The organism is Nocardiopsis listeri (assembly GCF_020741345.1).
Taxonomy (GTDB): domain Bacteria; phylum Actinomycetota; class Actinomycetes; order Streptosporangiales; family Streptosporangiaceae; genus Nocardiopsis; species Nocardiopsis listeri_A.
The window spans coordinates 1-22,771 of sequence record NZ_DYZD01000026.1; the positions used below are offsets into that span (position 1 = coordinate 1).

A 22,771-nucleotide genomic window follows, 5' to 3' on the forward strand; every position below is an offset into this window, starting at 1 on the left:
CCCCCCAGGAGGACTTCGAAAGGGTCCTCTCCGTCAACCTGACGGGGATGTTCAACAGCTACCGGGCCGCGGCCAGGACGATGATCGACCGTGGACACGGCGGCAAGATCATCGGAGCCGCCTCGATCGTCGCCTACCGGCCGTTCGAGATGCTGGGGTCGTACTCGGTCTCCAAGTGGGGTGTGCGCGGGCTGACCCAGGCGGCCGCGATGGAGTGGGCCCAGTACGGAATCACGGTCAACGCCTACTGCCCGGGGATCGTCGGCACCGACATGTGGGATCTCATCGACAAGCGTATGAGCGAGGAACAGGGCAGGCCCCGCGGTGAGGCGTTCCGGGAGAACGTCGAGCAGATCCCCCTGGGGCGGGTCCAAGAGCCCGAGGACGTGGCCGACCTGGTCTCCTACCTGGCCTCGAAGGGCTCCGACTACATGACGGGCCAGTCGGTGATCCTGGACGGTGGGATCCAGTTCTCCTAGAGCGTGGTGGCCGTGCGTTTTCCGGGTTCGGTCACTTCACGACGCTGGACGTGGCCCACACCTTGAACATCTGCGCCAGGTGTGGCCCACGTTCTTCGAGCACCTCACCGCGTTCGGTGGGCCGCCGGTGTTCGACCACGTTTCCGTGGAGGAGTCGTCGTGTTTCTCGGCCGCCACCGAATAAGCGGTTCGACCCGCTCGTCAGGCGGGGGAGGAACCGTTGGCGGCGGCGTTGCCCGCGGGGGCGTGGGCGACGAGTTCGCGGGTCCTGGCGGGGGCCTCGGCTCGCGTGGCCCCGCCCTCTCGGGCGTCGTCGTGCGAGGTCGTGTTCTCCTGTGCGGCGCGATCCTCCCGGCGACGCAGCGCCATGTCGCACAGGGCCGCCGTCCCGAAGGCGATGATCATGGTGGCGAGCACGCCCAGAACGAGGACGGCGGTACCGAAGGAGGTCGGGTCGATCATGGGGTCTCCTGTCGAGGGGTGGGCCGACACCCCAACCGTAATAGGCGTTAACTTTCGAACCTACTGTTAGCGCGGGTGAAAAGCGTCATACCCGAGCCCACGAAGAAGGGGCCCGAGGCGCAAGGCCTCGGACCCCTCTGGACATCGAGCGGTGACTACAGGATCGACCCCGGCGCGTACGCGGCGGCCTCGGGGTGCTCGGCCAGCACGGCGTCCACCCGCGCCACCACGTCGGCCACCTGGTCGGCGGCCGCGCCGGTGAACGTGATCCGGTCGGCCAGCAGGGCGTCCAGGGCGGCCCGGTCCAGCGGGAACCGCTCGTCCTCGGCCAGCCGGTCCAGCAGCCGGTTGCCCACACCCTCCTGACGCATCGCCAGCGCGGAGCCCACCGCGTGTTCCTTGATGAGCTCGTGGGCGCTCTCGCGGCCCACACCGGCGCGCACCGCGGCCATCAGCATCTTGGTGGTGGCCAGGAACGGCAGGTACCGGTCCAGCTCGGCGGAGATCACCGCGGGGAAGGCGCCGAACTCGTCCAGCACCGTCAGCATGGTCTCCACCAGCCCGTCGAAGGCGAAGAACGCGTCCGGCAGCGCCACCCGGCGCACGACCGAGCACGACACGTCGCCCTCGTTCCACTGGTCGCCGGCCAGCTCGCCGGTCATGGACGCGTACCCGCGCAGGATCACGGTCAACCCGTTGACCCGCTCGCACGAACGCGTGTTCATCTTGTGCGGCATCGCCGACGAGCCGACCTGGCCCTCGGCGAAGCCCTCGGTGACCAGCTCGTGTCCGGCCATCAACCGGATGGTCTTGGCCAGCGAGGAAGGACCGGCGGCCAGCTGCACCAGTGCGGTGATCACCTCGAAGTCCAAGGAGCGCGGGTACACCTGGCCCACGCTGGTGAACCGTCGCTCGAACCCCAGGTGGGAGGCCACCTCGTTCTCCAGGGTGGTCAGCGCCTCGCGGTCGCCGCCCAGCAGGTCCAGCATGTCCTGGGCGGTTCCGACCGGGCCCTTGATCCCGCGCAGCGGGTAGCGGGCGATGAGCTCCTCCAACCGCCCGTACGCCACCAGCACCTCGTCGGTGATCGACGCGAACCGCTTGCCGAGCGTGGTCGCCTGCGCCGCCACGTTGTGCGAACGGCCCGCCATCACGGTCTCGCCGTACTCCGCGGAGAGGCGGCCCAGCCGGGACAGCAGCGCCACCACACGGTCGCGCACCAGCAGCAGGCTGTCGCGCACCTGCAACTGCTCGACGTTCTCGGTCAGGTCGCGCGAGGTCATGCCCTTGTGCACGTGCTCGTGGCCGGCGAGGGCGTTGAACTCCTCGATCCGGGCCTTGACGTCGTGCCGGGTGACACGCTCGCGCTCGGCGATGGAGGCCAGGTCGACCTGTTCCAGGACCTTCTCGTAGTCCTCGACAACACCGACCGGCACGTCCACGCCCAAGCGCGCCTGGGCGCGCAGCACGGCCAGCCACAGCCGCCGTTCGGCGACCACCTTGTACTCGGGGGACCACAGCCGGGTCAGCTCCGCCGAAGCGTAACGGGCGGCCAGGACATCGGGGATGACGGGTTTCGCGCTCACGTCGGTCCACCCTACCGGTCTGAACTGCGACGCCGTCGGCCGGGCCGCACCCCCGACGGTAGGGCCGGCCCTACCGCGAACCGACGGGTTCGACGGATGTTCCCGCGTCCCACCGCGTTCTAGCGTTGACACCATGAGTTCCCCGAACGTCTCCGACGCCCGAACCATCACCCTGCTACGGGCCCTGGCCGGCCCGCGCTACCTGCTCGGTTCCTGGGTCTGGCGGGCCCTGGCCTACACCCTGACCACCATCCTGGTCGGTGGTGTCCTCATGATGGTGGCCTTCCCCGTGTACGTGCCGTTGGCGGCAAGCGTGGTGATGATCGAGTCGCGGGCGGTCGGTGACGTGATCTTCCTCTTCCTGTTCGGCGTGGTGATGGTGGTGTGCTTCGGCCCGCTCATCGCCATCCCGCTCGGGGCGGTGGAACGGCGCAGGCTGCGGATCGTGCTGCCCGGACCCGACCACAGCGGCCACCGAGAACCCCCCGCCGGACTGTGGGGATGGTTCCGTACCCGCTACACCGAGGCCGCGACCTGGCGTGAGGTGGCCTACGCGGCGGTCATGCTCGTCCTGTTCGTGGTCACCCTGTCCCTGGTCGGATTCCTGTTCACCACCACACTCACCTTGGCGGCCACCCCGTTCATCCTCCGGTCACCCGAAGAGGCACCTCTCAGCATGGGCCCGTTCCAGCTGCACTCCAGCGCGGAGGCCCTCCCCTTCGCCCTGGCCTCCCCGTTGTTCGCGATCGCGCTGCTCTACGCCTGCGGCCTGCTCTCCTACGGGCACGGGGTCGTGGCCCGGTCACTGCTGGTCGGACCGCCCAAGGAGGAGCTCTACGCCGAACTCGGCCAGGTCACCGAGTCCCGGGCCCGCCTGGTCAACGCCTTCGAGTACGAACGCCGCCGCATCGAACGCGACCTGCACGACGGCGCCCAACAGCGACTCGTGGCGCTCAGCATGGACCTGGGCATGGCCCGCGTCGACCTCGACGAGGACTCACCCGCGGACCGGCGTGTGGTGGCAGCCCAGGCCAAGGCCGACGAACTCATCGACGAGATCCGAGAACTCGTGCGCGGCATCCACCCGCGTGTGCTCACCGACCGCGGGCTGCCCGCGGCCCTGGCCGAACTCGCCGACCACTGTCCGGTTCCGGTCACCGTCGACGCCGACCTGCCCCGGCGCCAACCCCCGCACGTGGAGGGCACCGCCTACTTCGTGGTGGCCGAGGCCCTCACCAACGCCTACAAGCACACCGAGGCCAATGCCGTCACCGTCCACGCCGACCTGCGGGAAGAGTCCCGCGGCGACGTGCTCACGGTGGAGGTCACCGACTACGGTCCCGGCGGCGCCGACCCCTCACGCGGCAGTGGCCTGACCGGCATGGCGGACCGGGTCGCCGTCATGGGCGGCACAATGGACCTGTCCAGCCCCGTGGGAGGGCCGACCAGGATCCGAGTGGAGCTGCCTTGCACGACCGACCGACCGGAGACCCAGAGGTGACCCAGGTACCGACAGTGCTCGCCGAAGACGGGGTGCTGTTGCGCGAGGGGCTGGTCGGGGTGCTCGAACGCTTCGGCTTTCCCGTGGTGGCCGCCGTCGGTGACGGTGAGGAACTGATCGCGGCCGTGGACGAACACCGACCCGGGCTGGTCGTCACCGACATCCGCATGCCGCCCGACTTCACCGACGAGGGCCTGCGCGCCGCCGTCCGGCTGCGTCGCGCCCACCCAGGTCTGGCCGTGGTGGCGCTCAGCCAGTACGTGGAGCTGAGTTACGCCACCGAGCTGTTGGACTCGGGCGACGGGGAAGGCGTCGGCTACCTGCTCAAGCAACGGGTGGGCGACGTCCGCGAGTTCGCGTCGGTGCTGCGCAACGTGGTCGAGGGGGCCACCTTCGTCGACCCCGAGGTGGTGCGCCAGCTACTGCGTCGCAGCGCGAACCCGTTGCAGCGCCTGACCGCCCGCGAACGCGAGGTGCTCGAACTCATGGCCGAGGGACACTCCAACGGGGCGATCGCGCGCAAACTCGTGGTCAGCGACGCCGCCGTGGGCAAGCACGTGGGCAACATCCTGGCCAAGCTGGACCTGCCGCCCGACGACGGTGTGCACCGTCGGGTCCAAGCGGTTCTGGCGTTCCTGCGCGCCCAGGTCGGCTGAGGCCCGAAGCCGGGGAGGCCGGAGGCACGGCACCTGCGGCACCCGGCTCCCACCCCGTTCGGGTGTAGGCGATGCACCAGGGGGAAAGCCCTGAGAGGGATGGATCGGACGAGTCGGCGTTTCGAGGCCGGGGCCCCGCAGGACCGTCCGAACCCGGCGCGCACCCCTTCCCTTTGCGCACACCCGGAGGAGACTGGATGCAACCGACGGTCGCGGCCCCCGAGAGCGTCACCTGGCGCGTACACCTGGACCGCTCGATGTGGGTGGCCGGCGTACGGGCCCTGATGCTCCAGGCGCTGCACCCGATCGCCATGCAGGGGGTCTGGCAGCGCTCCGACTTTCGCAGCGACCCCACCGGCCGTCTGCTGCGCACCGCCCACTTCATCGCGGTCACCACCTACGGCAGCCATGCCGAAGCGCAGACCCTGGGCGAACACATCCGACGCGTGCACCGCGCCCTGAGCTTCACCGACCCCACCACCGGGCGTCTGCACCGGGTCGACCAGCACGACCTGCTGGTGTGGGTGCACTGCGCCGAGGTCACGTCCTACCTGGAGACCACCGTGCGTGCCGGGCTCCAACTGAGCCCCGCCGACATGGACCGCTACCTGGACGAACAGTCGCGCACCGCCGCCTACGTGGGCCTGTCCCGCGACGACGTGCCGCGCAGCGTCGCCGACATGCGCCGCTATTTGGTGGCCGTGCGCCCCGCACTCAAGGTCACCGAAGAGGCCCGCCAGGCGGTCCGCTTCCTGCTCTGGCCCAAGGTCCCCGAACAGCCGGCCTGGCTGGCGCCGCTCAAACCGCTGTGGCTCCCGGTGGGCGCCCTGTCCTACGCGACCCTGCCCGCCTGGGCCCGCCGCGCCTACGGGATGATCCCCCAGATCCCCGACGCCGCCACCACCGCGGGGCTGCGTCTGATGCGTTCGGGGCTCAACCGGGTACCGGAGAACCTCTACAACAAGATCTTCGACGAGGCGACCGTGCTCAGCGCCGAGGAGGCCAAACAGCGGCTGCTGGACGCCGGATACCGGATGGGGAGGGCCTCGGGCGGGGTGCGCTCGATGACCCGGTTCGACTCGATGCCGCTCGCCCTGACCACCGCCCGTCGCGACGACCCCGAGGCCGTCGGGCAGAGCGGATAACCTGAGGTCAGGACCCGATCGGCGACGCTCGGGGGTGAAACGGATCAAACGCAGGAAGCTGTGGTACGTGCTCCTCATGGGCACGTGCCTGGTGTTGTTCGCCGCGTCCGCGCCCGTCTACCACTTCTTCGGAACCGGGTGGGCGGTGGCCATGTGCGTGGTGGCCTCGATACTACCGCCGATCGCCATGACGGTGGGCAATATCGCCGACCCGGACGACCCACGCGACCACGACAACCGCTACGGACCCAACGCCGAGTGAGGCCCGGACCACCGACGCCGGGGCAGGGCGTCGAGGCCCGCGATCGATCAGGGGCCCCGGGCCCCGCAGCACCTAGCGGCCCAGGACTCGGCGCAGCGCCGCCAACACCAGCTCGGCCCGGTTCAGTCGGGCGTTGTGGCCCATCAGCCCGATCCGCCACACCGTCGACGCGTAGGGGCCCACGCCCGCGCCGATCTCCAGGTCGTACTCGCGCAGCAGCCGCTCACGGACCTTGCCCGAATCCACGCCCTCGGGCACGCGCACCGACGTCAACTGCGCCAGACGGTGGCCCTCGGCGGCGAACAGTTCCAGACCCATCTCCTGCAGGCCCTCGCGCAGGTGCGCCCCGGCCGCCGCGTGACGGGCGGCCACCGCTTCCACGCCCTCCTCCTCGACGCGGGCCAGAGCCGCGTCCAGGGAGGCCACCATCGCGGTGGGAGCGGTGTGGTGGTAGGCACGACCGCCCGGGCCACCGCGCACGTACGCACCGAGCAGCCCCAGGTCCAGGTACCAGACCGGCGGGGAGGGGACCCGCTGCTCCCAGGCGCGTTCGGAGAAGGTGAAGGGAGCCAGGCCCGGTGCCACGCCCAGACACTTCTGCGTGCCGGAGTAGGCGATGTCGACCTTCCACTCGTCCAGGTCCATGGGCATGCCGCCCAGGGAGGTGACGCAGTCGGCCAGCAACAGGGTCTCGCCGGAGCGCTCGCGCAGGGCCCGGCCCAGGGCACCGATGTCGCTGGCCACACCGGTGGAGGTCTCGGCGTGCACCGCCGCGACCAGGGCGGGCGCGGGGTGGGCGTCCAGCACCCGCTGGGTGTCCACGGGCCGCCCCCACTCGTGGTCCACCCGGATCACGTGCGCGCCGTAGCGCGAGGCGACCTCGCACATGCGTTCACCGAACAGGCCGTTGACGGCGACGACCACCTGGTCGCCCGGGCGCACGGTGTTGGCGAAGGCCGCCTCCATACCCAGGGAACCGGTGCCCGAGAGCGGCAGTGTGAGCGGGTTCTCGGTGCCCCAAAGGGAACGCAGCCGTCCACAGGTGCGTTCCAGCATGGCGAGGAACTCCGGGTCGAGGTGGCCGAGGAGCGGGGCGGCCAGGCCCAGGGTCGCCTCGGGGTAGGGGTTGCTCGGCCCCGGTCCCAGCAGGATGCGTTCGGTGACTGACATGGGCACACACTAACCAGAGCCGTATGAGAACGGGGCAAGCGGGGGCTCATGTGTGCCTAATGCGACATCCGGTCCCGCGGCGTCGGGCCGTAGTATTCCCGCGGACGAAAAGACGACCACGTGTGCTCGGGAACCGCGTCCGGAAAGCGGGTGGGCGTGAACCTGGGGGAGGGGAGCGGTATGACCGAGACGGCACGGACCGAGACCGCCCGGCTCGAGGCCGGAGGGGTGCGGATGCTGAGGGTGGAACACGACGATCCCCGTGTCCAAGGGCTGCTCGACGGTCTCCTGGGCGAATACACCGAACGCTACGGGGCCGAGGGGGCCGCCGCCGAACTGGGCCGGTACCCCGTCACCGAGTTCGTCGCGCCCCTGGGTCGCATGGTCCTGGCCGAGCTGGACGACGAGATCGTCGCCGGTGGCGCGCTGCGCCCCTACCGCCTGGCGCCGGACGGAACACCGCGCACGGTCGAGTTCAAGCGGATCTGGACCTCGGCGGCGCACCGGCGCAAGGGCCTGGGCCGGCGCATCATGACCGCGCTGGAGGACGCCGCCCGCGACCTCGGCTACGGCTCCGTGATCCTCTTCACCGGGCCCTCCCAGCCCGAGGCGGTGGCCCTTTACGAACGGATCGGCTATAGGTGGGTGGACCCGACCACCATCGAGGACCTGCCCTACCCCAAGGCCATCCCCTTCGCCCACGACCTCCACTCCTGACCACCGGAGCTCCGACCAGGACGTTATGGGCAGCGCTATGTCCCGGGGGCGGACGCGTCCCCGCCCGGCCCCCTACGATGGAGGCGAGGCCGCCACCAGCGGCAGGCCACAGAGCTTCCCCACCCTTTCGACGAACTCGACGAGGAGAGTGCACGACGTGAGCGAGCAGCAGCGCCCCCAGGCCGAGACGGACGCGCCCGTGTTCAGTCCACGCAAGAACGGCCAGGCGCAGTCGGTCTCCGACGAGCTCGCCGGGTGGATGCGCACCGGTTGGGCCGACACCGAGATGCGCGACCTGGAGCCGATCGAGCAGGCCGAGCACACCGCCCGTCGGCGCGCGACGCTCAGCGCCGCCTTCCCCGGCGACCGCCTGGTCATCCCCTCCGGTCAGTACCTGACCCGCTCCAACGACACCGAGTACCCCTTCCGTGCCGCCACCAACTACGCCTACCTGACCGGTGACACCACCGACGGCAACTGCCTGGTGCTCACCCCGAAGGCCGACGGTGGCCACGACGTGGTGCTCTACCTCAAGCCGCGCTCCAACCGCGACAACGGCGAGTTCTGGCTCGGTGGCTACGGCGAGCTGTGGACCGGCCGCCGCAACAGCCTGGAGGAGGCCGCCGCCCTGCTGGGCGTGACCACCGCCGACGTGCGCACCCTGCCCGCCGCCCTGCGGGCCGACGCCACCGTCACCACGCGCGTCGTGCGCGGCCACGACGCCGAGATCGACGCCGTCGTGGACGAGCTGCGCGCCGACACCGACGAGGGGTCGCGCGCCAAGTCCGCCAAGCTCGACGAGGACCTGGGCGTCACCCTGGCCGACCACCGTCTGGTCAAGGACGAGTGGGAGATCGCCCAGCTGCAGCTGGCCGTGGACGCCACCACGCGCGGCTTCGGCGACGTGGCCAAGGCGCTGCCGCAGGCCAAGGACACCTCCGAGCGCTACGTCGAGGGCACCTTCTTCCTGCGCGCCCGCGTGGAGGGCAACGACGTCGGCTACGGCACCATCGCCGCCTCCGGGCCCAACGCCACCACCCTGCACTGGACCCGCAACGACGGCCCCGTGCGCGAGGGCGACCTGCTGCTGCTCGACGCCGGCGTGGAGACCACCACCCTCTACACCGCCGACGTCACCCGCACCATGCCGGTCTCGGGCACCTTCACCGACCTGCAGCGCAAGGTCTACGACCTGGTGTACGAGGCCCAGGAGGCCGGTATCGCCGCAGTCGCCCCGGGCAGGCCCTTCACCGACTTCCACCACGCCTCCCAGCGCGTGCTCGCCGAGGGGCTGATCGAGTGGGGTCTGCTGGAGGGCCCGGTCGAACGCGTCCTGGAGCTGGGTCTGCAGCGCCGCTACACCCTGCACGGCACCGGCCACATGCTCGGCCTGGACGTGCACGACTGCGCGGTCTCCCGCCAGGAGATGCACCTGTACGGCGACCTGAAGCCGGGCATGGTGCTCACCGTCGAGCCGGGCCTGTACTTCCAGCCCGACGACCTGACCGTCCCCGAGGAGCTGCGCGGCATCGGCGTGCGCATCGAGGACGACGTCCTGGTCACGGAGGAGGGCCGCACCGTGATGTCGGACGGCCTGCCGCGTACCTCGGCCGACGTCGAGGCCTGGCTGGCCGAGCGTCTTTCGCGCTAGCCACCGCACCCGTCCGGTGGGCCGTCTCCTTCGGGGGCGGCCCACCGTCGTTGTCCGGGCCCGGAGGCTCAGTCGAACCGTACGAAGGACCTGAGCGAGGGGCGGTGCTCATGCGCCTCGACCAACCCGAGCGCCTCGTAGAAGGCGCGCTGGCCGTCCTCGTCGTCGGTGAGCAGTACCCGCTGGCGAACGCCCTCGTACTCGGCGAACAGCTCGTCCATCAACCGCCGACCCAGGCCGGAGCGCTGTTGGTCGGGGTGGACCAGGACGTCCTGCACGTGGACCACCGTGGCACCGTCCGAGATCGACCGGGCCAACCCCACGAGGCGGTCCTCTCGGCGCGCGGCCACCAACCGGTGCGAGCCGCTCAAAGCCCGCATCAGCACCTCCGGAGCCTCGGTGTAGGCGGTCCAACCGACCGCCCCGTACAGATCAAGCACCTCGGCGCGTTCCAAGTCCTCGGCCGTGCACACACTCACTCGAACCACGTCCCGTGTCTCCTTCGCTCACCGACGATGGCCCGGAAGTCTGTCAGGTTCGCTCGTCGTGTTCCAGACCGCCGACGGTGGCCCGTGGATCGATTCGACGGGCGGACCCACGGCGGGCCGGCTCTTCCCGGAAAGGGCCGACCCCGATTTCCGGTACCGTTACCGGACAAGCGATGTGGGCCGGTCATCGGGGCCGTCTTCCCCAAGGGGAGGACGGCCCCTCGCCGCAACAGATAACGTCGTGGTGGCGTGGAAGTACCCAGGAACGACGGGGAGGGCGACTCGTGCGCGCGGAACGGCTGTGGCGCAGGGGGTTGCGGTTTCCGCGCCTGTTCCTGGCGGATCGGACGGTCCTCGTGCACGGCGACGTGGACCTCAGTACCGACCCGCGCAAGTCGCGCTACGAGGCGCGGGCCTTCGACACCCGTTCGCTGCGTCCCCTGGGGACCGCGTTCGAGGCGCAGGGACCGGTCAACCTGGCCGTGGCCCCCGAAGGTGAGGACTGGCCGGACACGGTCCTGGTACAGGCCTCACGCCGCTCGGTGAGCGTACGCGACCCCCGTACCGGAGTCCCGCTGCTGGAGACCGACCTGGCCGAACCGGGGGAGCGCTGGCCCGACGACGTCGCCCTTCGGGTGGTGGACAAGGAAGCGGTGGTCCTCCTCTTCGGTGAGGACGGCGACGGCGGCACCCGATGGTGGGCGGTGGACCCCTACACCGGGGCGACCGTGCCGGACCTGACCGACTCCAGACCCGGGCACGAGGCCCGTGGTGAACGTATGTCGTTCGCCGGTGAATATCTGGTGGCTCCCGGCCAGGACCCGGGGTTCGACCCGGTGATCCTCGCCGACTACGAACACCCTCGCGAGCGGGTCTACCTGATGGAGGACGGCGAATACCTGGGCGAGGTGGAGAGCCACGCCGACTCCGAGACGGTGGCCGCCCGGGTGGGCGGGCGTTGCCTGCTCGCGGTCGCCGGACGCGTGCACTCCCTGCCCGACCTGGAACTGGTCGCCGAACTCGGCGGTCCGCGCACCCTGACCTCGCTGGTGGAGTGGGACGGTGAGGCGGTCGCCGTCTACCAGGAGGAGGACGCCCGCCCCGACGGTCTGGGCGGTTGGTACCTGGACGGGCTGCGGGTGCGCCGACTGGATCGGCCGGGACAACCCGTGACGGAGGTTCCGGGAACCTGGCCGGGCGAGCTGGAGGATCTGGTGGCCGCCCCGGACGGGGTCATCGTCCTGGCCACCACCGAGGGTGTCCACGCCCTGCACGTGCGGCCCTGACCCGGACGGTTCCGGTCGCCCCGCCGCGCCCCGGGCCCTCGCGCCTCACGGCGTCTCCCGGAGGGCCCGCAGTCCGGCGGCCGCGTACTCTCCGACGGCCTCACCGGCCCGGTCCCGTCCGCCGCCCTCGGCCCCCTGCCGGCCGCGGTAGGCGATGCCCTGGGCGATGACCGCCGACTTCAGGTGGGCCAGGCCCAGGTGGAAACCCCAGTCGCGCAGGGCGCGTCCGGACACCCGCGAATACATGTGCGCGATCTCGTCGGCGGTGGGCAGCCGGTCGCTGTTCCACGCGGCCGGTTCGCCCAGCACCAGGTCCAGGCCGGGGCGCCGGTAGACGCACATCATGGCGATGTCGGCCAGGGGGTCGCCGAGGGTGGACAGTTCCCAGTCCACGACGGCGTGGATCCGACCCGGATCATGGTGGTCGAGCATCACGTTGTCGATGCGGTAGTCGCCGTGCACGACGGCGTGCGCCGAGGACTCGGGCACCGCGTCGGCCAGCAGCCGGCACAGTCGGTCCAGGTCTGGCAGTTCCCCGTCGCGCACCCGCTCCCACTGGCGGCCCCACAAACGCACCTGGCGTTCCAGGAACCCGTGCGGGCGTCCGTGCGAGGCCAGTCCGACGGCCTCGTGGTCGACCGCGTGCAGGGAGGCCAGTACCCGCACCAGGCTCCGGACACAGGCGGCGACCCCTTCGTCGTCCAGGTCGGCGAGCTGGTCGCGGGTGCGGACCACCCGGGCGTCGACGTGGGAGAACACGGAGAAGGGCGCCCCGATGACGTCGGGGTCCTCGCACAGGGCCACGGCGTCGGCGACGGGCACCTCGGAGTCGCCCAGGGCGTCCACCACCCGGAACTCCCGCCCCATGTCGTGGGCCGAGGGGGTCAGCCCAGCGGTCGGGGGCCTGCGCAACACCCATCGCGGCCCCGTGGCGTCGTCGATCCGATAGGTCAGGTTGGACTTTCCACCGCTGATCGGTTCCGCGCGCAGGGCGCCGTCGACCTCGGTGCCGGAACGCTCCAGGTGGGCGGCCAGGGCGGTCGTGTCCAGCGGAGGAGCGTGTGTCATCGCGGACCCTCCCCGGACCCGTGGGCGCGGCGGGCCCGGGACACCACCCGCTTGGCGATCGACCAACGGTGGACCTCGGAGGGACCGTCGTAGATGCGGAAGGGGCGTACCTCTCGCAGCAGCCGGGCCAGGGGCAGGTCGTCACTGACCCCGAGCCCGCCGCACAGTTGGATCGAACGGTCCACGACCCGGTGGATCGCCTCGGCGGCGAAGGTCTTGGCGATGGAGGTGGAGATCCGGGCGTCCACCCCGGTGTCCAGCTCCCAGCAGGCCCGCAACAGCAGGGAGCGGGTGGCCGCGATGTCGATCTCGTTGTCGGCGATCATCTGCTGGGCCAGGCCCAGGTCGCCCAAGCGGGAGCCGAACAGCTCCCGTCGGGAGGCCCGGTCCACCGCGATGTCCTGGGCGCGCCGCGCGGTGCCCAACCAGCGCATCACGTGGGTCATGCGCGCCGGGCCGAGCCGGACCTGCGCGTAGGAGAAACCCTCGTCGACCTCGCCGAGGACGTTCTCGTCGGGCACGAACAGGCCGTCGAAGGTCACCTCGCAGTGCCCGCCGAGCATGGAGGAGTCCATGGTCCGGACGTGGCGGCCCACGGTGAGGCCGGACGCGTCGGCGTCGGTGAGGAACATGGTCGCGCCACCACGGTCGCCGAGTGGGGATGGCGGGTGCCGTTCCTGCTGGGCGCGCTGCTGGCCCTGGTCGCCCTGTACCTGCGCCGTGACATGAACGAGAGCGACGTCTTCGAAGCCGATCAGGCGCGCCGGGACGAGGCCGTGGAGGGGCGGCCCAGGACCTCGCGCCGACAGGTGACCAAGGCCGTGCTGGTCATGATCGCGATGACCTCCGGGATCACCGCCGCGCACTACGTGTGGACCTCCTACGTCTCCACCTACGCCATCACCCAGCAGGGCATGGATCCGGGAACGGCGTACTGGATGCTCGTGGTCGCCCAGGTCATCGCCCTGGTGTCCCTGCCCTTTTGGGGGCTGCTCTCGGACCGCGTCGGTCGGCGGCCCATGCTGCTGTTCTTCGCGGTGGCGATGTTCGCCCTGCAGTACCCGCTCACCCAGATGATCACCGCGAGCGGGTGGACGCTGTTGGTCGCCACCACCCTCGCCCTGCTGGTGGTGTCGGCCCCGGCGTCGGTGCTGTCGGCGATCCTGTCGGAGAGCTTCCCCACCAGGGTGCGCACTCAGAGCATCGGGTTCGCCTACTCGCTGTCCGTCGCCGTCTTCGGTGGGACCGCGCCCTACTTGAACCAGCTGTTCATCGACATCGGCGTCGGCTGGGTGTTCGGCGGCTACATCATGTTGCTGTGCGTCCTGACCGGGCTGTCCTGCCTGTTCATCAAGGAGACCAAGGGGACCGAGCTCACCGAGAGCTGATGACGTCGATGGGTGGCCGGACGGCCCGGAGGACCTGACGGCCTCAAGCGGGGGCGATCGCCCCGGCCACCCACCGCCAGAGCGCGTGAGCCCGTGGCGGCCACCGGCACGGTGCGCACCCATCCGGCACGGAGACCGGAGGTGTACGCCCTTTCTGGTTTTGAAGCGTTACCGTAGGGCGCCGTCCCGGCGAGTCGTACGACCTCCTGGCCGCCGACCACCACCGGATCGCGGTCGCCACCTCCGAGGGGGCCACCTCCTCGACCTGTTCGGGGTCAGCCGGTGAGCAGGCCACCGAGCAGGAGGGCGCCCGCCGTCGCGGCCACCGCCACGACCACGGTCACCAGCACCGTCGGCCAGGTGGCACGCACCCGGGGCAGCCGCCACACCAGATAGACGCCCAGGGCCATCAACAGGGGAGCGGTCAGCACCCCCGGCATCAGGGTGCCGGTCAGCGCGCTGAACGCCAGGTGGGATCCGGCGTTGAGGATCAGCACGAAAGCGAAGCAGACCAGCACCTCCGTGCTCCACCCGGGGCGGGCCACGGTGGCCTGCCCGGCCACCACCAGGGCCGCCACGGTCAGCAGGGCCGCCGCGATCCCGAAACCGGCCTGTCCACCGTGCGCCGAGGCGATCCCGGCGGGCGCGTGGACCAAGGCCCAGGCGGGAAGGTCGCGCAGATACTCCTCGGCGTTGTGCAGGGCGAACACCGCGACGGTGAGCCACCACAGTCCGGCCAGGACCCGCGATGGCACCTCGGTCTGTTCGGGCATGCTCGTTCTCCTACCGCCGGTGGTCCGAACCCCGCAACGATATCGGGCGCCGGACACCCGGCTCTGGGCAGGAGCGCGATACCACCGCAGTACCTCTGGGAGGGCCGCCCGCGCATCGACGATCAGCAGGGGCGTCCTTCTCGACCAGGGTGACCGGGCCCCGACACCGGCCGTGGTCCTCGGCACGTCGTTCGGCTCCGGAGCGGTCGACCGGTGCGATACTCGCCGCACCCACGTCGAGGAGACGACCATGAACACATCACGGACCCTGGCACGTTCCCTGGTACTGGGACTGGCCTCGGGGGCACGCGGAACCCTGGGGCCCTGCGCACCACTGTGCGCCCGCGCCGAAGGACGAACGCTCCGACGCGGCCTGTTGGCGCTGACCATCGCCGGTGAACTCATGGCGGACAAGATGCCGGGCATCCCGCCCCGTACGTCGGGGCCGGTCCTGCTGTCGCGCGCGCTCGGTGGAGCCTGGGGTGGGGCCCTGCTCGCCCGGAACCTGGGAGGCCCCGTGCCACCGGCCGTCGCCGTCGCCGCGATGGCGGCCCCGGTGGGCGCCGCGGCGGGGGTGCGGTGGCGTTCCTGGTGGAGTGAGTCCCGTCCGGCCTGGGAGGGCGCGGTCATCGAGGACGCAGTGGTGCTCGCTCTGGCATGGTGCGCGGTCTCCGGAACCCGCCGGAGGGCGTGACCCGGGATCCGAGGAGGGAACGCGCACCGTACGCGTTCCCTCCTCGGTGAAGTCCCTCAGTCCTCGAAGGTCCGCAGAACCTCGAACTCCACCCCGGCCCGGGGCAACCGTTCGATGAGCGCCTCGCCCATCGCCACCGCCGTGGTCACCTGCCCGCAGGTCCGAGGCAGTTCGTCCCGCCACAGGCACAACGCGGATTCGGCCAGCATCCCCGAGGTCGCCGCGTATCCCGGCTCACCACCCGACACCAGCGTGTGCACCTGGTGTCCGCCGCCCGAGCCCACGAAGTGCACGGTGAACCACCCACCGGCCAACTGTTCCTCGCTGGGGCCCTCGCCGGGGGAGCGCAGCGACAACAACCGCTCCCGCAACGCCGGAACCTGGGCGGCGGCCATCATCCCGGCGGCACCACCGGCCGCGCCCACCGCGCTGGTCAGGTGCCGAAACGCCCCGTAGTGCCCGTAGCTGAAGTCGGGTCCGTAACGCTCCAACGCCGCCGCCGAACGCGCCACCACCTGCGGGTCCAGGCTGGGGATCGGCAGCGTCCAGCCCCGGGCCAACCGGGTGCGCGGGATCCCGCTCCGGTCGATGCGCACCCTGCGTCCCTTCGGTCCGCCCTCCACGGCCCGGCGGTCCCGTGCGGCGGTGATCATGCCCACGGGGTCGGAGAAGGCGCCCACCGCCGAACGCAGCGTGCCGCCCGAGGCGGTGCCCTGTGCGCGCACGAACCCCTCCACGTGCAGGGGGACGTCGTCGGGCAGCCGCCCGACGGTGAACAGCACCCCCAGGTCGTAGGGGACGGAGTCGAATCCACAAGCGTGCACGATCCGCGCGCCCGTGCTCTGGGCGGTGGCGTGGTGGCGCACGTACATGCGGTCCACGAAAGCCGGCTCACCGCACAGGTCCACGTAGTCGGTGCCCTCGGCCGCGCACGCCGCCACCAAGGGCTCGCCGTACTCCGCGTAGGGGCCGACCGTGGTGATGACCACCCGCGCGGAGGCGGCCAGGGTTCGGATGGAAGCGGTGTCGTCGACGTCGGCCGGCAGCAGGTCCGGAGTGGGCCGGTCCGGGTCGATCTCGGCCAACTCGGCCCGCACGGCCTCCAACTTGTCGATGTTGCGCCCGGCCAAGGCCCACCGCAGCTCGCGAGGGGCGTTCTCGGCCAGATACTCGGCGGTCAGTGTTCCGGTGTATCCGGTCGCGCCGAACAGGACGATGTCGTAACCGCGTTGCATGTCTTCCTTGTCGGGTAGGCCTTCGCGTCGCTCGTGGTGCCAAAGTCTGACAGGTGAGCGTCACGGGGGTGGAGCCGGCGGTGTGGACCCGCCCATGATCGGGTAGGCCGCCCCGGCGAGAACACCGACAACCCGGGAAGAGGACCTGTGACATCCCTGATCGATCTGCACGGCACCGCGATGGAGGAGTTCGACCGCCGGGTGAAGGCGGTACGGCTCACCGACTGGGCGCTGCCCACTCCGTGTTCGGACTGGGACGTGCACGACCTGGTCGATCACCTGACCACCGAGCAGCTGTGGGTGCCCCACCTGTTGGGCGGTGCCCGGGTCGAGGACGTGGGCGACCGATTCGACGGCGACAACCTGGGGGAGGAGCCGCTCGCGACCTGGTCGGTGGCCGCCCGTGAGGCCCGTACCGCGTGGCTGGCCCCGTCCGCGCTGCAACAGCGGGTCCACCTGTCCTTCGGGGAGTCCCCGGCGGAGCTGTACCTGTGGCAGATGACCTTCGACCTGGCCGTGCACGCCTGGGACCTGGCCCGGGCCATCGGGGCGGACGAGCGTTTGGACCCGGACCTGGTCGCCGAGCTGCTCACGTGGATGAAGGGCCAGGAAAAGGAATTGGCGGCGAGCGGGCTGTTCGCCGAGCCGGTTCGAGTGGGGGAGGACGCCGACCCTCAGACCCGCCTGCTCGCCCTCACCGGGCGTCGGGCCTGAGGATGCCGGGGCGCCCCTCGCGGCGCCCCCTTTCCGTGGTCTCAGGGCGATCCGGTCTCGGTCTCCTCGTCGGGGACCCAGCGCAGCACGTCGCCGGGCTGACAGCCCAACGTGCGACAGATCGCGTCGAGCGTGGTGAACCGCACCGCCTTGGCCCGGCCGTTCTTGAGCACGGCGATGTTGGCGGGTGTGATCCCCACGGCCTCGGCGAACTCGCCGACCGACATGCCGATCCGGGCGAGGTGGAGGTCGATGTCGACGACGATCGCCATCAGATCACCTCGGACATCTCGGTCCGCAGACGGGTGGCCTTGCGCAGCAGCCCGCGCATGAGCACCAGCACCATCGCGAACACCGTTCCCATCGCGGTGCCCAAGAACGCGGAGCCCAGAGCACCGACCGCTTCCATGTTGCCGTTGGCGAAGGGCATGTCGGTCACGGCCAGGTGCACCGTGATCCCGGCCCCGAGCAGCGTGGCCGCCACGGTGGACCCGATGACGACGTCGACCCAGAGGAGGGCCTTGCGGTCGAAGAGGGTGTCGCGGCGGAGCATGCCCAGCAGCACCCACACCGCGACCAGGGCGACCTGAACGCAGAGCACCCCGAGGATCGCCACGATCGTGTAGGGCAGGGCGATCCGTTCGTAGGGCGCGAACCGGGCGACCTCGTCGGCGGCGATCCCCGGGATGACGACGAACTGGCCGAAGAGGCCGAGGAGGAGCGCCACCACGACGGCGGCGCGCAGGAGCAGGGTGAAGAAGCGATCCATGTATCGAGTATCGATAGCTACCTATCGAAAATCAATAGGTCGATCCGACTTTCCTTCCCCTGGCCTCCTCCCCGGGCCCGCACCGCTCAGCCGACCGGTTCGGGTTCCTTGATCCGTCGCGGCTCGGTCGAGGCGATGATCCCCTGTTCGACGGCCATCTCCCGCGCCAGGCGCGGGGCACCCCACAACGGGGGCAGCAGCACCAGGCCCGCCGGGACCGCGGTGACCACGATGACGGACTGCAACGCCTGCACCCCGTTGTCACCGACGGTCAACAGCACCACCGCGGTCACACCCATGCCCACGCACCAGAACGCCCGCACCAGTGCGTGCGGTTCGCCCTCGCGCATGCTGGAGGCCGAGACGGCGTAGGACATCGCGTCCAGGGTGGCGGCGAAGAAGATCAGCGTCACGACGATCATGATCACCGCCAGGACCGAACTGAACGGCAGCGCCTGGACGATGGACAGGGCGGCCGCGGGCAGACCGTGTTCGGCGTAGGGGCCGGAGATCACGCCCGGGTCGCTCTGTTCCAGCCACAGACCGGTACCGCCCAGGGCGGTGAACCACACCATGGTCACCACCGACGGCAGCACGGTGGCGCCCACGTAGATCTCCCGGATCGTGCGGCCCTTGGAGACCCGCGCGATGAAGATCGCCATCAACGGCCCGAACCCGATGAACCAACCGAAGAAGAACAGCGTCCAGTACCCCAGCCAGGCGTCATCGCCGCGGTACAACGACATGGGCACGAACTCGCGTACGTGTACGGCGCTCGCCTGGAGGAACAGGTCGATGACGTAGGGCAGTGAGGCCAGTCCGACGATCGAGACGATGAGCACCAGCGCCGCCCAGACGTTGATCCGGCTCAACAACTGGATGCCCCGGTCCACCCCGCTGAGCACCGAGATCGTGGCGATCAGCGTCAGTCCTCCGATGAGCACCACCTGGGTGCCGTAGCCGGAGTCGAACCCGAACATCTCGGCACCGATGTAGGACATCTGCAGGCCCAGGAAGCCGATCGGGCCGACCGTCCCGGCGACCACCGCCAGCACGCAGCTGATGTCGGCGACCGTGCCCAGCCAGTGGGTGCGCACACGCTCGCCCAACAGCGGCCAGAGCAGGGTGCGCGGTCGCAGCGGCAGGCCCTTCTCCACCCCGCGCATCATCACCAACGTGGCCAACGAGCCACCGATCGCCCAGCCCACGAAACCCCAGTGGGTGAAGGTCTGCGCCAACGCGATCGCGGCGCCGTCCATGCCACCGGAGACGTCGTCGTACTGCGGCGGTGGGTCGACGTAGTGGGCCAGCGGTTCGGCGGCCGCCCAGAACACCCCGCCCGCGGCCAGCAGCGTGGTCAGGACCATCGCCACCCACCGGAACCAGCCGAACTCAGGGGTGACCGGGCCGCCCATCCGCACCCGGCCGTACCGGGAGAAGGCCAGGACGGTGGCCACCACCAGGGTGGCCAGGAGCAGGACCTGCCAGTACGCGCCGAACCAGTGGGTGGACCAGGCGAAGGCCGCGTCGACCGCGGTGTTCATCATGGTGGGGCGGGTCAGAGCGAGCACGACGAACAGGACCAGCAGGCCACCGGAGACACCGATGACCCAGGGGTCGGGTCGGCGCCCGGTTTCACGCACACGGGTGCGCAAGGTGGAGGACATGAAGAAGTGGAGTCTCCTCTGTCGGAGAACGGAACCGAGCGCGCCAACGGGCGGTCCGGGGAAAGAGAAAGCCGTCACTGCGACGCCCAGGCGTGGGACGGCAACGGGCCCCGACGACGGGGCGACCCGAAGGAGTCTACGTGCGTTCACCAGTGGGGAAGCGATCGAGGAGGGTGGCGCCGCACACGCGGGGGTGTGGTCCAGGCACTATCGCCCGGCTTCGCGGCGAGGAGCCGGACCACCTCGTCATGGGCGTCGAGCCGCTCTGTGGGGTGCTCCACGATGATCGACGGGGGCGTCGATGGTGGACGCGTTCCCACCGGCGCCCCCGTGGAACTCCTGGGATCCGGGCCCCTATCCGTCCAGGCGGGCCACCGGGCCCCGGACGACCAGGGGACGGGAGACGGATCGTCTCCGGTTCGCCGGGCTCGCACGGCAAGCACGTGATGTGGGCCTGCCAAGGGGCCATTCCCGAGAAACCGGCTCCGGTCCCCCATCTCTTCCCCGAGGGCGAGGCCGAGTGCTTGGCCCCCTTTCGTCCAAGAGTCGTTCCAGGGTGGGCCCACGCCGCCCGCGACGGTGTCACCGAACATGAGGTCGATGGACCGACGTTCCGCTCCCGGGGACGAGCGACCCTTGCGGGTACCGTCGTTCGGGTGACCGAAGGGCCGGTCACGGACCCGGGGCGAACGCAGGAGCAGACATGACCGAATCCACCTCCGTCTCCAGGGACGAACACCGCCGCCTGGACACCCCCGCGGGCCCGATCGTGGGGAAGGTGCGCGGCGGGGTCCTACGGTTCCTCGGCATCCCCTACGCGCGGGCCGATAGGTTCCGGGCGCCCACGCCGCTCGAACCCTTCGCCGAACCCTTCGAGGCGACCGAGGCCGCCCCCGCCGCCCCGCAGTCGACCTCCCGGGTGGTCTCCGAAGCGGTCGAAGGCATCCCGACCGGTCGTCAGGACGAGAACTGCCACCACCTGTCGGTGACCCTGCCCGTCGACCTGGGCCAGGACGAGCGCCCACCCGTCCTGGTGTGGTTCCACGGCGGTTCCTACGTCACCGGCTCCGGCGACCTGGCGATCTTCGATCCGGCCCGGCTGGTGCGCGAACAGCGGGTCATCGTCGTTTCGGTCACCTTCCGGCTCGGGGTCCTGGGATACCTGCGTCTGCCCGGCGTCGCCCCCGCCAACCTCGGTCTGCTCGACCAGGTGGCGGCGTTGCGCTGGGTGGCGGCCAACATCGCCTCGTTCGGCGGCGACCCCGACAAGGTCACCCTCTTCGGCCAGTCCGCCGGTGGCGACGCCGTCGCCCACCTGATGATCAGCCGCGGCGCCGAAGGGCTGTTCCGGCGCGCGATCGTGCAGAGCGCGCCGCTGGGCCTGCTCAGCCGGCGCGATCGCATGTACGAGGCCATGGCCGGGGTGGTGGGCGCCCTCACCCCCGAGACCGAGACCCGTGAGGTGCTCGCCCGCCAAGAGAAGGCGGTCGAGGCCGGCAGGGGCTTCGGGCTGCCCAGCGCCATGCCGTTCGGGACACGCTACGGGCACGACCCGTTGCCTCCCGAGTCCCTCCGAACCCGCGCCTGGCGCGAGGCGGCGCCTCGGATCGACGTGCTCGTCGGCGCCACCAGTGAGGAGACCGGCCTGTTCGCCGAGTTCCTGGCCCCGATCAAGAGACTGTCCGGGCTGCCGGTGATCGGCTCCACCCTGCGCCGGACCCTGGTGCGCTTCACCACCTGGGTCATCTACACCGGGCCCGTGCGGGGCTTCGTCCGTCGCCATCGCCGGGCCGGCGGCCGGGCGGTGCGTTACACCTTCACCTGGCGGCCCGAGGGCAGCCCGTTCGGGGCCGCGCACATCACCGACATCCCGTTGCTGTTGGGCACCCGCAAGGCCTGGGAACGGGCGAGCCTGGTCGGTCGCACCTCCTGGGAGGAACTCGACCGGCGGGGCCGCGCGGTGCGCAAGGTGTGGGGCGAGTTCGCGCGTACCGGTTCGGTCGGCGCGGAGGCGGCGGCCGCGGCCGCCGACAGCCTCACCGTCCACCGCTCCTGAAGGGATCCACACCCGACGAACCCGCCGAGGTAGGGGCTCAGCCGACGATCCGGCGCAGCTCCGACCGGCACCGGCGGTACAACTCCACCGGGTCCTCCTCGCGCCCCTGCGCGGCCAGTTCGCCCCAACGCTCCCAACAGGCGCTCCACACCGCCACGGCCACCTCCACCACCAACAGCACCGTGGTGGGGTCCGGTCCCTCCAGGCGCTCGCTGAGACGCTCGCGCAGACGCGTGGCGAGTTCGCGTTCCTGGGCGGCGGCCAGCGCCCTGAGTTCGGAGTCCCCGGCCAACAGTCGAGCGACCCTGCGGTGTTCCTCCCGCTCGGGGTCGTGTTCGAGGCCCATCACCCCTTCCAGGGCCGCCTCGACGTCGCGCAGTACGGCGTCGGGGTCGGTGCCGGTGACCTCCAGGGTCTCGATCGCCCGGAGCAGACGAGCCTGCCCCGGCAGACCGGCCTGTTCCTTGGTGGTGAAGTGCCGGAAGAAGGTGCGGGAGGAGACCCCCGAGCGTTCGGCGATCTGCTGGACGGTGGTCTCGCGCACCCCTTGCGCTTCGAAGAGTTCGAGTGCCGCGCGGTGGATCTCCTGGCGGGTGTCGAGGCGGCGCCGCGAGCGCAGGTCCAGGGGGACTTCGTCGTTCATGGGTCTTTCCTAGCACGTGTTCACCCGCGGTGACGCTGCCCACAAAATGGTTCGTCATGGTCTGCCAACATGGCACAAGATGACATCATGGGGGTGTTGTCCCACCAAGGAAGGCCCACATGACCCAGACCGACGGCCGGCAACGGCTCCCGGACCACGACGCACCCGACCGCACCGCAAGAGGCCGGGACCGGGTGACGCCCGTCATCACCGTGCTGGCGGTCTCCGCGCTGCTGATGATCCTCAACGAGACCGTCCTCAGCGTGGTGCTGCCCCAACTCATGAACGACTTCGGGGTCGGCGCCACCACGGTGCAGTGGCTCACCACCGGCTTCATGCTCACCATGGCCGTGGTCATCCC

The 22,771-nt window shown here is 70.7% G+C and carries 24 protein-coding genes and 1 pseudogene; 13 read left to right on the top strand and 12 right to left on the bottom strand.

Annotated features, from left to right (window positions below):
- On the top strand, positions 1-479 hold a 479-nt coding region (locus K8V84_RS01195), incomplete at its 5' end, for an SDR family oxidoreductase (RefSeq protein WP_304069337.1).
- 201 nt (positions 480-680) lie between these two features.
- Here the strand turns inward: K8V84_RS01195 and K8V84_RS01200 are convergent.
- Together K8V84_RS01200 and purB are read right to left on the bottom strand one after the other, a co-directional pair.
- Positions 681-941, bottom strand: coding sequence for a hypothetical protein (locus tag K8V84_RS01200; protein WP_304069338.1), 261 nt, complete (start codon positions 939-941; stop codon positions 681-683).
- 155 nt (positions 942-1,096) lie between these two features.
- On the bottom strand, positions 1,097-2,527 hold the full coding sequence (gene purB, locus K8V84_RS01205) for an adenylosuccinate lyase (RefSeq protein ID WP_304069339.1): 1,431 nt from the start codon (positions 2,525-2,527) through the stop codon (positions 1,097-1,099).
- 133 nt (positions 2,528-2,660) lie between these two features.
- On the opposite strand from purB, the gene K8V84_RS01210 reads away from it, so the two are divergent.
- From K8V84_RS01210 to K8V84_RS01225, 4 genes are all read left to right on the top strand, one after another.
- Positions 2,661-4,028 (top strand): sensor histidine kinase, encoded by a 1,368-nt coding sequence (locus K8V84_RS01210; RefSeq protein ID WP_304069341.1) that lies wholly within the window; start codon positions 2,661-2,663, stop codon positions 4,026-4,028.
- Positions 4,025-4,684, top strand: a complete 660-nt coding sequence (locus K8V84_RS01215) for a response regulator transcription factor (RefSeq protein ID WP_304069343.1) — start codon at positions 4,025-4,027, stop codon at positions 4,682-4,684. The genes K8V84_RS01210 and K8V84_RS01215 overlap by 4 nt, the downstream gene beginning before the upstream one ends.
- 197 nt (positions 4,685-4,881) lie before the next feature.
- A complete protein-coding gene (locus K8V84_RS01220) occupies positions 4,882-5,829 on the top strand; it encodes an oxygenase MpaB family protein (protein WP_304069344.1) in 948 nt (315 codons plus the stop codon).
- 34 nt (positions 5,830-5,863) lie between these two features.
- Positions 5,864-6,091, top strand: a complete 228-nt coding sequence (locus K8V84_RS01225; protein WP_304069345.1) for a DUF3099 domain-containing protein — start codon at positions 5,864-5,866, stop codon at positions 6,089-6,091.
- Between the two features lie 72 nt (positions 6,092-6,163).
- On the opposite strand, the gene K8V84_RS01230 is transcribed toward K8V84_RS01225, so the two are convergent.
- A complete protein-coding gene (locus tag K8V84_RS01230; protein ID WP_304069346.1) occupies positions 6,164-7,261 on the bottom strand; it encodes an alanine--glyoxylate aminotransferase family protein in 1,098 nt (365 codons plus the stop codon).
- A 180-nt stretch (positions 7,262-7,441) separates the two neighbouring features.
- Between K8V84_RS01230 and K8V84_RS01235 the strand changes: the two genes are divergently transcribed.
- The gene (locus K8V84_RS01235; RefSeq protein WP_304069347.1) at positions 7,442-7,978 is read left to right on the top strand and encodes a GNAT family N-acetyltransferase; all 537 of its coding nucleotides are present in this window, start codon (positions 7,442-7,444) and stop codon (positions 7,976-7,978) included.
- 157 nt (positions 7,979-8,135) lie between these two features.
- Complete coding sequence (locus K8V84_RS01240; protein WP_304069348.1) at positions 8,136-9,629, top strand: aminopeptidase P family protein; 1,494 nt, start codon at positions 8,136-8,138, stop codon at positions 9,627-9,629.
- A gap of 68 nt (positions 9,630-9,697) precedes the next feature.
- On the opposite strand, the gene K8V84_RS01245 is transcribed toward K8V84_RS01240, so the two are convergent.
- Positions 9,698-10,117: a GNAT family N-acetyltransferase gene (locus K8V84_RS01245; RefSeq protein ID WP_304069350.1), complete on the bottom strand. Its 420-nt coding sequence runs from the start codon at positions 10,115-10,117 to the stop codon at positions 9,698-9,700.
- Between the two features lie 284 nt (positions 10,118-10,401).
- On the opposite strand from K8V84_RS01245, the gene K8V84_RS01250 reads away from it, so the two are divergent.
- Positions 10,402-11,403, top strand: coding sequence for a hypothetical protein (locus tag K8V84_RS01250; RefSeq protein WP_304069352.1), 1,002 nt, complete (start codon positions 10,402-10,404; stop codon positions 11,401-11,403).
- A 45-nt stretch (positions 11,404-11,448) separates the two neighbouring features.
- On the opposite strand, the gene K8V84_RS01255 is transcribed toward K8V84_RS01250, so the two are convergent.
- Positions 11,449-12,471 (bottom strand): phosphotransferase family protein, encoded by a 1,023-nt coding sequence (locus tag K8V84_RS01255; protein ID WP_304069353.1) that lies wholly within the window; start codon positions 12,469-12,471, stop codon positions 11,449-11,451.
- Positions 12,468-13,103, bottom strand: a complete 636-nt coding sequence (locus K8V84_RS01260) for an acyl-CoA dehydrogenase (protein ID WP_304069355.1) — start codon at positions 13,101-13,103, stop codon at positions 12,468-12,470. Before K8V84_RS01260 ends, K8V84_RS01255 begins: the two co-directional genes overlap by 4 nt.
- Between K8V84_RS01260 and K8V84_RS01265 the strand changes: the two genes are divergently transcribed.
- The gene (locus K8V84_RS01265; RefSeq protein ID WP_304069356.1) at positions 13,056-13,859 is read left to right on the top strand and encodes an MFS transporter; all 804 of its coding nucleotides are present in this window, start codon (positions 13,056-13,058) and stop codon (positions 13,857-13,859) included. The genes K8V84_RS01260 and K8V84_RS01265 overlap by 48 nt on opposite strands.
- Positions 13,860-14,134: 275 nt before the next feature.
- Here the strand turns inward: K8V84_RS01265 and K8V84_RS01270 are convergent, their stop codons facing one another.
- Positions 14,135-14,632, bottom strand: coding sequence for an HXXEE domain-containing protein (locus K8V84_RS01270; RefSeq protein WP_304069357.1), 498 nt, complete (start codon positions 14,630-14,632; stop codon positions 14,135-14,137).
- A gap of 250 nt (positions 14,633-14,882) precedes the next feature.
- Here K8V84_RS01270 and K8V84_RS01275 point away from each other — a divergent pair, with 250 nt between their 5' ends.
- Entirely contained in the window at positions 14,883-15,326 is a 444-nt protein-coding gene (locus K8V84_RS01275; RefSeq protein WP_304069358.1) for a hypothetical protein, read from the top strand.
- A 56-nt stretch (positions 15,327-15,382) separates the two neighbouring features.
- On the opposite strand, the gene K8V84_RS01280 is transcribed toward K8V84_RS01275, so the two are convergent.
- Entirely contained in the window at positions 15,383-16,561 is a 1,179-nt protein-coding gene (locus K8V84_RS01280) for a trans-acting enoyl reductase family protein (RefSeq protein WP_304069360.1), read from the bottom strand.
- Positions 16,562-16,708: 147 nt separating this feature from the next.
- On the opposite strand from K8V84_RS01280, the gene K8V84_RS01285 reads away from it, so the two are divergent.
- Positions 16,709-17,275, top strand: a complete 567-nt coding sequence (locus K8V84_RS01285) for a TIGR03086 family metal-binding protein (RefSeq protein ID WP_304069361.1) — start codon at positions 16,709-16,711, stop codon at positions 17,273-17,275.
- Between the two features lie 41 nt (positions 17,276-17,316).
- On the opposite strand, the gene K8V84_RS01290 is transcribed toward K8V84_RS01285, so the two are convergent.
- The 3 genes from K8V84_RS01290 to K8V84_RS01300 form a co-directional block, all read right to left on the bottom strand.
- On the bottom strand, positions 17,317-17,547 hold the full coding sequence (locus K8V84_RS01290) for a helix-turn-helix transcriptional regulator (protein WP_304069362.1): 231 nt from the start codon (positions 17,545-17,547) through the stop codon (positions 17,317-17,319).
- On the bottom strand, positions 17,547-18,044 hold the full coding sequence (locus K8V84_RS01295; protein ID WP_304069364.1) for a DUF2975 domain-containing protein: 498 nt from the start codon (positions 18,042-18,044) through the stop codon (positions 17,547-17,549). The genes K8V84_RS01290 and K8V84_RS01295 overlap by 1 nt, the downstream gene beginning before the upstream one ends.
- A gap of 86 nt (positions 18,045-18,130) precedes the next feature.
- Positions 18,131-19,711, bottom strand: coding sequence for a BCCT family transporter (locus K8V84_RS01300; RefSeq protein ID WP_304069365.1), 1,581 nt, complete (start codon positions 19,709-19,711; stop codon positions 18,131-18,133).
- 703 nt (positions 19,712-20,414) lie between these two features.
- Between K8V84_RS01300 and K8V84_RS01305 the strand changes: the two genes are divergently transcribed.
- A complete protein-coding gene (locus K8V84_RS01305) occupies positions 20,415-21,767 on the top strand; it encodes a carboxylesterase family protein (RefSeq protein WP_304069367.1) in 1,353 nt (450 codons plus the stop codon).
- Between the two features lie 37 nt (positions 21,768-21,804).
- Here the strand turns inward: K8V84_RS01305 and K8V84_RS01310 are convergent, their stop codons facing one another.
- On the bottom strand, positions 21,805-22,410 hold the full coding sequence (locus K8V84_RS01310) for a helix-turn-helix domain-containing protein (protein WP_304069369.1): 606 nt from the start codon (positions 22,408-22,410) through the stop codon (positions 21,805-21,807).
- A 119-nt stretch (positions 22,411-22,529) separates the two neighbouring features.
- On the opposite strand from K8V84_RS01310, the pseudogene K8V84_RS01315 reads away from it, so the two are divergent.
- Positions 22,530-22,771: pseudogene (locus K8V84_RS01315) on the top strand (hypothetical protein); the annotation flags it as partial.

Coding starts and splice junctions, on each gene's coding strand:
- K8V84_RS01200 (WP_304069338.1), bottom strand. CDS start 941: ATGATCGACCCGACCTCCTTCGGTACCGCCGTCCTCGTTCTGGGCGTG.
- K8V84_RS01210 (WP_304069341.1), top strand. CDS start 2,661: ATGAGTTCCCCGAACGTCTCCGACGCCCGAACCATCACCCTGCTACGG.
- K8V84_RS01220 (WP_304069344.1), top strand. CDS start 4,882: ATGCAACCGACGGTCGCGGCCCCCGAGAGCGTCACCTGGCGCGTACAC.
- K8V84_RS01230 (WP_304069346.1), bottom strand. CDS start 7,261: ATGTCAGTCACCGAACGCATCCTGCTGGGACCGGGGCCGAGCAACCCC.
- K8V84_RS01235 (WP_304069347.1), top strand. CDS start 7,442: ATGACCGAGACGGCACGGACCGAGACCGCCCGGCTCGAGGCCGGAGGG.
- K8V84_RS01255 (WP_304069353.1), bottom strand. CDS start 12,471: ATGACACACGCTCCTCCGCTGGACACGACCGCCCTGGCCGCCCACCTG.
- K8V84_RS01260 (WP_304069355.1), bottom strand. CDS start 13,103: ATGTTCCTCACCGACGCCGACGCGTCCGGCCTCACCGTGGGCCGCCAC.
- K8V84_RS01270 (WP_304069357.1), bottom strand. CDS start 14,632: ATGCCCGAACAGACCGAGGTGCCATCGCGGGTCCTGGCCGGACTGTGG.
- K8V84_RS01275 (WP_304069358.1), top strand. CDS start 14,883: ATGAACACATCACGGACCCTGGCACGTTCCCTGGTACTGGGACTGGCC.
- K8V84_RS01280 (WP_304069360.1), bottom strand. CDS start 16,561: ATGCAACGCGGTTACGACATCGTCCTGTTCGGCGCGACCGGATACACC.
- K8V84_RS01290 (WP_304069362.1), bottom strand. CDS start 17,547: ATGGCGATCGTCGTCGACATCGACCTCCACCTCGCCCGGATCGGCATG.
- K8V84_RS01295 (WP_304069364.1), bottom strand. CDS start 18,044: ATGGATCGCTTCTTCACCCTGCTCCTGCGCGCCGCCGTCGTGGTGGCG.
- K8V84_RS01300 (WP_304069365.1), bottom strand. CDS start 19,711: ATGTCCTCCACCTTGCGCACCCGTGTGCGTGAAACCGGGCGCCGACCC.
- K8V84_RS01305 (WP_304069367.1), top strand. CDS start 20,415: ATGACCGAATCCACCTCCGTCTCCAGGGACGAACACCGCCGCCTGGAC.
- K8V84_RS01310 (WP_304069369.1), bottom strand. CDS start 22,410: ATGAACGACGAAGTCCCCCTGGACCTGCGCTCGCGGCGCCGCCTCGAC.